The sequence below is a fragment of the Cyanobacteriota bacterium genome, from assembly GCA_025054735.1.
GTDB lineage: Bacteria > Cyanobacteriota > Cyanobacteriia > SKYG9 > SKYG9 > SKYG9.
In genome coordinates this window covers 1-1,317 of the sequence record JANWZG010000651.1, presented here as the reverse complement: position 1 = coordinate 1,317, position 1,317 = coordinate 1, and the positions used below count along the sequence as shown (strand labels likewise).

1 protein-coding gene is annotated in these 1,317 nt (G+C 46.8%); it reads left to right on the top strand.

The window, feature by feature from the left end; translation table 11 throughout:
* The coding region (locus NZ772_19085; GenBank protein ID MCS6815662.1) for a C40 family peptidase at positions 1–666 on the top strand (666 nt) is incomplete at its 5' end.
* Positions 667–1,317 lie beyond the last annotated feature (651 nt).

Below are 1,317 nucleotides of genomic sequence, written 5' to 3'. Positions count from 1 at the left end.
ATTGATTTGTACGACTCTGCAACCTGCGATCGCCTAGCAACCCAAGCAGCATCAGGTCGTCACCTCCGCTTTGCACCACTGCCAGCTACCACAGCAACTGCTGAGGCTTCATCACTATTAGTTTTCCTTTGTGAGGATGATTATCCTGGATGGATAACGATCGACAGTCTCCAATGGCTGAAACCAGCCACTACCACCTACCAAGCACCCAGTTGGACTGCATCTGACATTCAAGCTGCCATTCCTGATGTAATTGCATTTACCCAAGCAGCCATGGCCCAACCCAATCACTACCGTTGGGGTGGCACTGTTGCTCCTAACTACGATTGCTCTGGACTAATGCAAGCTGCATTTGCTAGTGTAGGGATCCGAATACCAAGAGATGCCTATCAACAGGAAGCCTTTACTCAAGCTGTAGCGATCGCAGAGGCTCAACCCGGAGATTTAGTCTTTTTTGGGAATTCTCAAAAAGCTACCCATGTGGGGCTGTATCTAGGAAGTGGGCACTATATCCACAGTTCTGGCCTAGATCAAGGACGCAACGGCATCGGCATTGATGTTCTCTCCGAGGAGGGCGATCCTATTAGTCAAGCCTACTACCGTCAATTTAGGGGTGTGGGACGAGTTGTTACAAGTTACACTCCGACGGGGCATCCCAAAGGATAGTCGCATAAAAGCTGAATTTTGTTGTCCAAGATGCAGTCTGGAATGGGATTTGTCGGTAGCTTATTGCTTACTTAGATTAACCTCAGAACCTATACATTTTCTGAAGAGGGCTATACAAGATTTCTCAGAAATGTTACAGTTGTTAACAATAATAATTGATGAACTTAGTTGAATTGTTGCTGGCTAACTTAGGGCTGATGGGGGTAATCCTGAAGCTGTGACTCAGCATCAAAGCTTGAAATCCCCTCTAGAAGTGAACTTTGCGATAGTTGTTTCGCCGTTAACTTGGTTGACAAGTGCTTCGGAGGTACGGTTTTAGGCTGATTAAGCTGGTGTTACATCGTCGCATTGGTTCCTCTCAAAGTTGTAAAGTTCCTACACTTGCAACTGGTTGACTGCTTGCTGTAATAAGCCGTTGAGCCTGCTAGGACTCTTCGAGGTATGTCTCTTTGGGTCTTGGCAGTAGCCTGTGGCTCTTGTGCTCACAGGATTGTGGCTTCTAGAGTCGGTTCAGGGATTATGCAGCCTGTCACTGCTTGGCCGTCTCTCGCATCACATCTAGTTCTCCCTAGGCCCGTTGCAAAGCACTAAGCTGCGAATCAGCAATTAGCTGATGTTGACGGTAACAAGTTTTATTTCTTCACAAAAAAT